Consider the following 6,484-nt stretch of genomic DNA (forward strand, 5'->3'; position numbering starts at 1 on the left):
GCCACAACCACTTGTGCGCCGCCGCAGCCTTCGCGGGCGGCTTTCCCTCCAGCTTCTCGGTGCGCACCCGATACACCCTCACCGGTTTGGTGATGTTCTTGACAGCGTGCTCCGAGAGGAACTTCCGCCAGGAGGTAATGCGCAACGTCTCCCATATTTCCTGGTCGCCAAAATCCACGAAGAAGGACAGCGCTTTGATGGTGTCGAACTTCTCCGTGTCCGATATGGTGTCGGCCGGGAGTTCTAGATTGCGATAGGCGAAGGTCAGCTCCTTGGAGAAGTCTCCCCAAGTTTGATAACGGTCCTCGAGTTTTTTCTGCATCGCTCGCATGACCACCAGGTCCAACTCGGGAGGCAAATCCTTGCGGTATGCGCTGGGGGGCAGGGGATCGATGTTGACCGTTTGATAGAGCAAGCTGCCCCGGTTGCTGGCGTTATGAGGAAGCTTGCCGGTGAGCAATTGGTACATCACCACGCCAAGGGAATAGATGTCGGTTTGGTGGGTGAGTTCGCGGTCCTGCACCTGCTCGGGAGACATGTAGGCGGGCGAGCCGATGCCCTTGATCTGGGTGTGGTCGGCTTCGTCGTATTGCGCGGCGCCAAAATCGCTGATCTTGATGTGGGTGCCTTCCTTCACCAGAATGTTGGCGGGCTTGATGTCGCAATGGATCACGCCTTGCCTATGAGCAAAGGCCAGCGCCAAGCTGCACTTGAAGATGATCTCCACCACTTTCGACAGCGGCAACATGCTGGCCTGGTCACAGAAATCCTGCAACGTGTGGCCATCGATGTATTCCATGACGATGTAGCTGGCATCGGGGTCGCTCACCGCGTCGTAGATGGCGAGGATGTGGGGGTGCAGCAACTTGCCAGTGAGCGCGGCTTCGTTCAGGAACACCCGGCGGTAACGGCGCTGAAGATCCGTGTCCTCGGGCGCGCGGTTACGAATGACTTTGATGGCGACGTCGCGACCGGCGAAAGTGTCGCGGGCGAGGTAGACCACGCTGGTGGCACCGCGCCCGATTTCGCGTACGACTGGATACTTACCGATGCGCTCTGGTGGGGGTTCTTTCATGGGAAGGGCTGCACTGGCAACCCTTCGTTTATCGGCGAAATCCCCGCTGGCTTGATCCGGGAGCGGCGCGCTATTTCTTGATTTCCGGCACGTTCATGCCCTTCTTCACCGCGGGGCGCTCGCCCAATTGGCCGTACCAGCGTTTCACATTGGGGAAATCGCCAAGGTCCACTTTGTGCCAATCGTGCCGCGCGATCCAGGGGTAGGTGGCCATGTCCGCGATGGAATATTCGCTTCCCAGATACTGCTGTTTCGCCAAATGCCCGTCGAGTACGCCGTAAAGGCGCCGGGTTTCCTTGCCATAGCGCTCGATGGCATAAGGTACCGGTTCGGGTGCCGCCCGCAGAAAGTGATGGGTCTGGCCGAACATCGGCCCCACGCCTCCCATTTGAAACATGAGCCATTGAATGACTTCGAACTGAGCGGTCACTTTCGCGGGTAAAAATTTTCCGGTCTTGTAGGACAGGTACAGCAAGATGGCGCCGGATTCAAATAACGCGAAAGGCTTGCGTTCCGGTCCGGCGTGATCGACGATCGCGGGAATCTTGCTGTTGGGATTGATGGCGGTGAACCCGGGCGTGAATTGCTCCCCCTTGCCGATATCGATGGCGTGCACGCGATAGGGCAGTCCCACCTCTTCCAGCATGATGGAAACTTTGCGGCCGTTTGGGGTGGTCCAGGTATAAAGGTCGATCACTGCGTGCTCCGGCCATGGTTGAACGCAGGATTGTATCGGCCCCAAGTTCTTTGGGATGGGAGACAATGCAAGTGTTTCCCGCATGAGGTCCCTATCGCCATGTTGAAGTGGTTCTTGGTGTTCGTGCTAGCCATGTCATTGATCGGATGGTTCACGCCGCTATTGCGGCGGCTGGGCCTCGGGCGTTTACCGGGCGATGTGCATTTCAAATTGCGCGGCCAGGATTACAGCTTTCCCTTCATGTCCTCCTTGCTGCTCGCGGCCGTGATGACACTCTTGTTCCACCTGATTCGTTAATCGCGGCCGCGAGCCTGCGCCACCGCCTTGACGCGTGCTTGATGGATGGCCGCCGGGATCTGGCTCGCATCCGCTTGCGATTTCGCGATGGCGCCGGCGTCCACGGTAGAGGCGGCTTGCAGAGCGCGGAGAAATATTTCGCGCGGCGCATAGGGCAAGGATTCGTAACCCGGGCGGCCGTGAAAGTCGCTGGCGCAGGCCTCCAGCAACTGATGGAAGCGTTCCGGCCGGCGAAACGCGTCGCTGCGTTCGAGCAATTTGACCACGGTCCCGGCGCGCAACTCCTCCGCCCGGTGAATATCTCCGTGGAGCTGTGCCGCCAATAGTCCGAGATCCTGGCATTCGGAGGGAACGCGCAGCCGCGAGGAAAGTCCTTTTAGAAGTTCCACGCCGCGCGCCTCATGTCCGTGATGCTTAGGCCATTCCTCCTTGGGCGTGGCGCCCTTACCGAGGTCGTGGTTCATCACGGCGAATCGCACGGGCAAGGGATATTCGCGCGCGGCGGCGTAATCCAGACACAACATGGTGTGTAATCCAGTATCGATTTCGGGATGATGCCAGGCCGGTTGCGGTACGCCGAAGAGTGCGTCGACCTCGGGGAGAATTCTTTGCAGGGCGCCGCACGCGCGCAAAGCCTCCATCATGAGAGAGGGCCGCTCTTCCATCAGGCCGCGGGAGAGTTCCTGCCACACGCGTTCGGGCACCAGATGACCGGCTTCGCCCTCATCCACCATTTGCCGCATGAGAGCGAGCGTTTCCGGCGCGATCTCGAATGTGAAGCGCGCGGCGAAGCGGGCCACGCGCAGGATGCGCACGGGGTCTTCCGCGAAGGCGGGGCTCACATGGCGTAGCACTCTGGAGCGAAGATCCTTCTCGCCGCCAAAGGGGTCGATGAGGGTTCCTTCTTCGCCGCGCGCGATGGCATTGATGGTGAGATCGCGGCGGGCCAGATCTTCCTCCAGGGTGACCTCGGGCGCGGCGTGAACATTGAACCCCTTGTAGCCACGGCCGGTCTTGCGTTCCGTGCGGGCCAGGGCATATTCCTCGTGCGTGCGCGGGTGCAGGAATACCGGAAAATCTTGCCCCACGGGACGGAATCCTTGGCGCACCATATCCTCGGGCGAGCTTCCCACCACGACGTAATCGTGGTCCTTGACTGGGAGCCCGAGCAATTCATCCCGGACGGAGCCACCCACGCGGTAGACCTTCATGAACCCTTAGCGCCGCGCGCGGAACGCGTCGTAGCGGGCGCGCGAAGTAATGCCTCCGAGGAATTGCCCGGCGACTGCCTCCAATGGCATGGGTGAAAATCCGAAGATCTCGGGAAAGGGAGCATTGGAAACGCTATCCATTTTCATGTAATCCAGATTGTCGCGGGTGATGAGGCGCCCAGGCAAATGCTCCATCACGGCTGCCTGCAACCAACCCAGCGCACGCGGTAATCCGATGATCGCGGGATCCGTCCCTACCTGCATCGCGGTGTAACGCACCAACTCGCGCAAGGTGTAAATCTTGGGACCGCAAAGATCGTAGCTTTTCCCGTGGGTTTCCGTCTCCGTCAGGCAGCGCGCCACCGCGCGCGCGACATCTTCCACGTAGATGGGTTGGAAGCGCGATTGCGCGCAAGCCAGGGGGATGATGGGAAACGTGGCGGCCAGCTTGGCGAATAGGTTCAAAAACCGGTCTCCCTCGCCGAACACGATGCCTGGCCGGAGCACGGTGACAGCCAGACCCTTTGTCTCGCGCACGATGCGCTCGCCTTCGCCTTTGCTCCTCAGGTACCGGCTCGTGCCGGTGTTCGATGCATTGACCGCGCTCATGTGAACGAGCCGGGAGATGCCCATGCGCTGGCACAGGCCCGCGAGGGTACGGGGTAATTCAACATGATTGCGCTGAAACGCTCCCCCCGGGAAGTCGTTCAACACGCCAACCAGATTGATCACGCCATCCATGCCCTTCAGCACGGCTTCCAACTGCGCGGGATCGTGCACGTTGGCGGTACGCACATCAGCGGTAGGGAGCAAGATCAGATTCTCTTTCGCGCGTTCGCGGTCGCGAGTGGGGACGCAAACGTCAAGGCCCATTTGCGCGAGACGGTGCACTACGCGCCGGCCAATGAAACCCGAACCGCCCAGAACGCAGACTGTTTTGGGCGCCATCTAATTGCTGCCTGCCATGCGCCCCGCTATGGTTCCCAAACGAGATTTCAGGGCAACGAAGGGATGGCCCAGCACCCGGGCGTACTGCATGGTGTTGTTCATGACTTTCTTGACGTAGTCACGGGTTTCGCTGAAAGGAATCGTCTCGGCGTACACCGCGCCTTCCATGGCGCGGGAGGATTGCCAGTCGCGCGCCCGCGACATGCCGGCATTGTAGGCGGCCGAAGCCAGCAAGGGCTTGTCGTCCAGCATGTCGAGCAGTTCGCGCAAGTGGTAGGTGCCCAAGCTGACATTGGTGTCCACGGTGGTGATGGCGGTGCGGTCGATGCGGCCCAAACCCAAGCGGCGGGCCACTTGCGAGGCGGTCGATGGCATCAATTGCATGAGGCCCATGGCACCCGCGCTGGAGCGTACTTGGGGAGCGAAGCGGCTTTCCTGGCGAGACAAGCCGTAGACCCAGGCTTCGTCTATGCCATGGCGCTGGCTGTACGCGCTGAACACGTCGCGGTAAGGCAAGGGAAAGCGAAGGCGAAAATCATGGGTGAGTTTCGTACGCTCGGCCGTATCGATGGTACGGTCGTACCAGCCCGCGCGCCGCGCGAGTTCCGCGACGGCCAAAAGCTGCCTGTCATCCATCCGGCGGATGCTCCAGCGCCATTCCAGCACGGCTTCGTAGCGCAGATCCAGCTCGAAGAGCTTCAGCGCCCGGCGTAGCCCCTGGTTCTGGGCGGCGGTGTGCAAGTCATAGCTGGAAATTTCCGGGGCTTCGGGCAAGCCAGAAACGGTGATTCCCAACTCATCCGCGGCGAGTAGGCCGTAAAAATTATGCTCGGCGGATAGCGGCGCCAAGAGTGCATGGGCTTCGCTCGTTTTGCCTTCCTGCAAATACGCACGGGCGCGCCAATAACGCCAGGTGGAGATTTGGCGGTCTTTCTCGGGCATGGAATCGATCGTTGCGGCGATGCTCTCCCAATCCCCGCCGCGGATGGAGGCACGGACCTTCCAAGCGAATTGGCGTTCCGTGAGCGGTGCACCCCCGGCTTGGCGGAACCACTTCAGGGCTTGCGGGCGGTGTTTGAAGCCGCCTGCGGCCCCCAGCTGCGCCCACACATAAGCCTGTTCATCTTGGGGGAACTTGCCCTTGATCTGCTGCCAGCGCTCGTGTGCGAGCTCGGGGAGCGTGAGCGCCATCCTGAATAGCGCGAAACCCGCCATCTCTCGATCCGTTCGGTTCTTGAGTTTGAGCGGCTTTTGCTGAATGTACTTGTGGGGATTTCTAACCAGTGTTTCCCATTGTCTCTTGGCGGGCCGGGAAGAGGCGGGAAGGTAGTTGAAGAGGTGAGTGGCCGCCGAGCTATTGTTGGTTTCCAACTCCGCCCGGATGCGAATCCACAGATCGCTTTCGGAGAGGTGGCGCTCGCGCATCATGTACTCGAACAGCTCCGTGCAGGAATCGCCTATCACGGCAGGTTGAGCCCACATTTGCTTCGCTTCGCTAATGACCTCCGCGTTCTTGCGCTCGATGCGTGCCCGGGTGTTCAGGCAGCGCACGTCAGGGTCATCTAATTCGAAAGTCGCGAACTCGCGCTCCACGGCTTCCCAATCGGCTTTCTTGGCGGTGGCGCGAATGAGATCCCCGCGCGCGCGCTGGGTTGTCAGGCCTTCGGGTTGTTTCTCCAGAAACTCCCGCCATTCATCGAAGGAGCGCTCGCCGGGACCAGCCTTGAATTGCCAGTAGGCGATGTAAGGCCAGAGCAGATGGTCTTGAAGGCTGGTTGCCAGCCGGTTGAGACGTTCCGCGTCGCCCTGCTGGTAGGCCTCCCGGGCCGAGAGGAAGAGGGCATCGTCCTCGGCCGCGTGCAGCGGGCGGACGAAAGCAACAAAAACGGCGAATACGAGGAAAGTACGAGGGGTCATGGGCGAACCGGAGGGGAAACTAACAAAATTGTCGCATGTATCGGGAGCCTTCAGTGTCGCTATATCGGCTTGTCCGAGGCATAATGGCACCTCTAATAATTCAGCATTGTAGAGTAGTGTGTATGGAATCGATGTGATAAAAAGCCTCGAAGCGCAAAGTGATCCCGAGGCCGATGAAGAAAGACAAACTCAGGAAGCAACCCAAACCCAAGCAGCCTGGATTCTTCGATGTACAAGAGCGCGCCGAGCAACTCACTCGGATGGGAGATCCGCTGGTGGGGTTGAAGGCGCAGATTGATTGGGAGGCCTTTCGGCCCCAGTTGGCGCGAGTGCACGAGA

General features: G+C 60.2%; 6 protein-coding genes. 1 reads left to right on the forward strand and 5 read right to left on the reverse strand.

The window, feature by feature from the left end; all coding sequences use genetic code 11:
- On the reverse strand, positions 1–1,075 hold a 1,075-nt coding region (locus EXR36_15110; protein MSQ60919.1), incomplete at its 3' end, for a serine/threonine protein kinase.
- A 70-nt stretch (positions 1,076–1,145) separates the two neighbouring features.
- Positions 1,146–1,772 (reverse strand): glutathione S-transferase family protein, encoded by a 627-nt coding sequence (locus tag EXR36_15115; GenBank protein ID MSQ60920.1) that lies wholly within the window; start codon positions 1,770–1,772, stop codon positions 1,146–1,148.
- Positions 1,773–1,871: 99 nt separating this feature from the next.
- Between EXR36_15115 and EXR36_15120 the strand changes: the two genes are divergently transcribed.
- A complete protein-coding gene (locus tag EXR36_15120; GenBank protein ID MSQ60921.1) occupies positions 1,872–2,069 on the forward strand; it encodes a DUF2905 family protein in 198 nt (65 codons plus the stop codon).
- On the opposite strand, the gene EXR36_15125 is transcribed toward EXR36_15120, so the two are convergent.
- The 3 genes from EXR36_15125 to EXR36_15135 are packed head-to-tail and all read right to left on the reverse strand — an operon-like array spanning position 2,066 to position 6,145.
- On the reverse strand, positions 2,066–3,280 hold the full coding sequence (locus tag EXR36_15125) for a multifunctional CCA addition/repair protein (protein MSQ60922.1): 1,215 nt from the start codon (positions 3,278–3,280) through the stop codon (positions 2,066–2,068). The two genes, EXR36_15120 and EXR36_15125, sit on opposite strands and share 4 nt — an antisense overlap.
- A 6-nt stretch (positions 3,281–3,286) precedes the next feature.
- Complete coding sequence (locus tag EXR36_15130; protein MSQ60923.1) at positions 3,287–4,228, reverse strand: complex I NDUFA9 subunit family protein; 942 nt, start codon at positions 4,226–4,228, stop codon at positions 3,287–3,289.
- Complete coding sequence (locus EXR36_15135; protein ID MSQ60924.1) at positions 4,229–6,145, reverse strand: transglycosylase; 1,917 nt, start codon at positions 6,143–6,145, stop codon at positions 4,229–4,231.
- Positions 6,146–6,484 lie beyond the last annotated feature (339 nt).

This window comes from Betaproteobacteria bacterium (genome assembly GCA_009693245.1).
In the GTDB taxonomy this organism is placed as follows: Bacteria; Pseudomonadota; Gammaproteobacteria; order Burkholderiales; family SHXO01; genus SHXO01.

Coding starts and splice junctions, on each gene's coding strand:
- EXR36_15120 (MSQ60921.1), top strand. CDS start 1,872: ATGTTGAAGTGGTTCTTGGTGTTCGTGCTAGCCATGTCATTGATCGGA.
- EXR36_15125 (MSQ60922.1), bottom strand. CDS start 3,280: ATGAAGGTCTACCGCGTGGGTGGCTCCGTCCGGGATGAATTGCTCGGG.
- EXR36_15130 (MSQ60923.1), bottom strand. CDS start 4,228: ATGGCGCCCAAAACAGTCTGCGTTCTGGGCGGTTCGGGTTTCATTGGC.
- EXR36_15135 (MSQ60924.1), bottom strand. CDS start 6,145: ATGACCCCTCGTACTTTCCTCGTATTCGCCGTTTTTGTTGCTTTCGTC.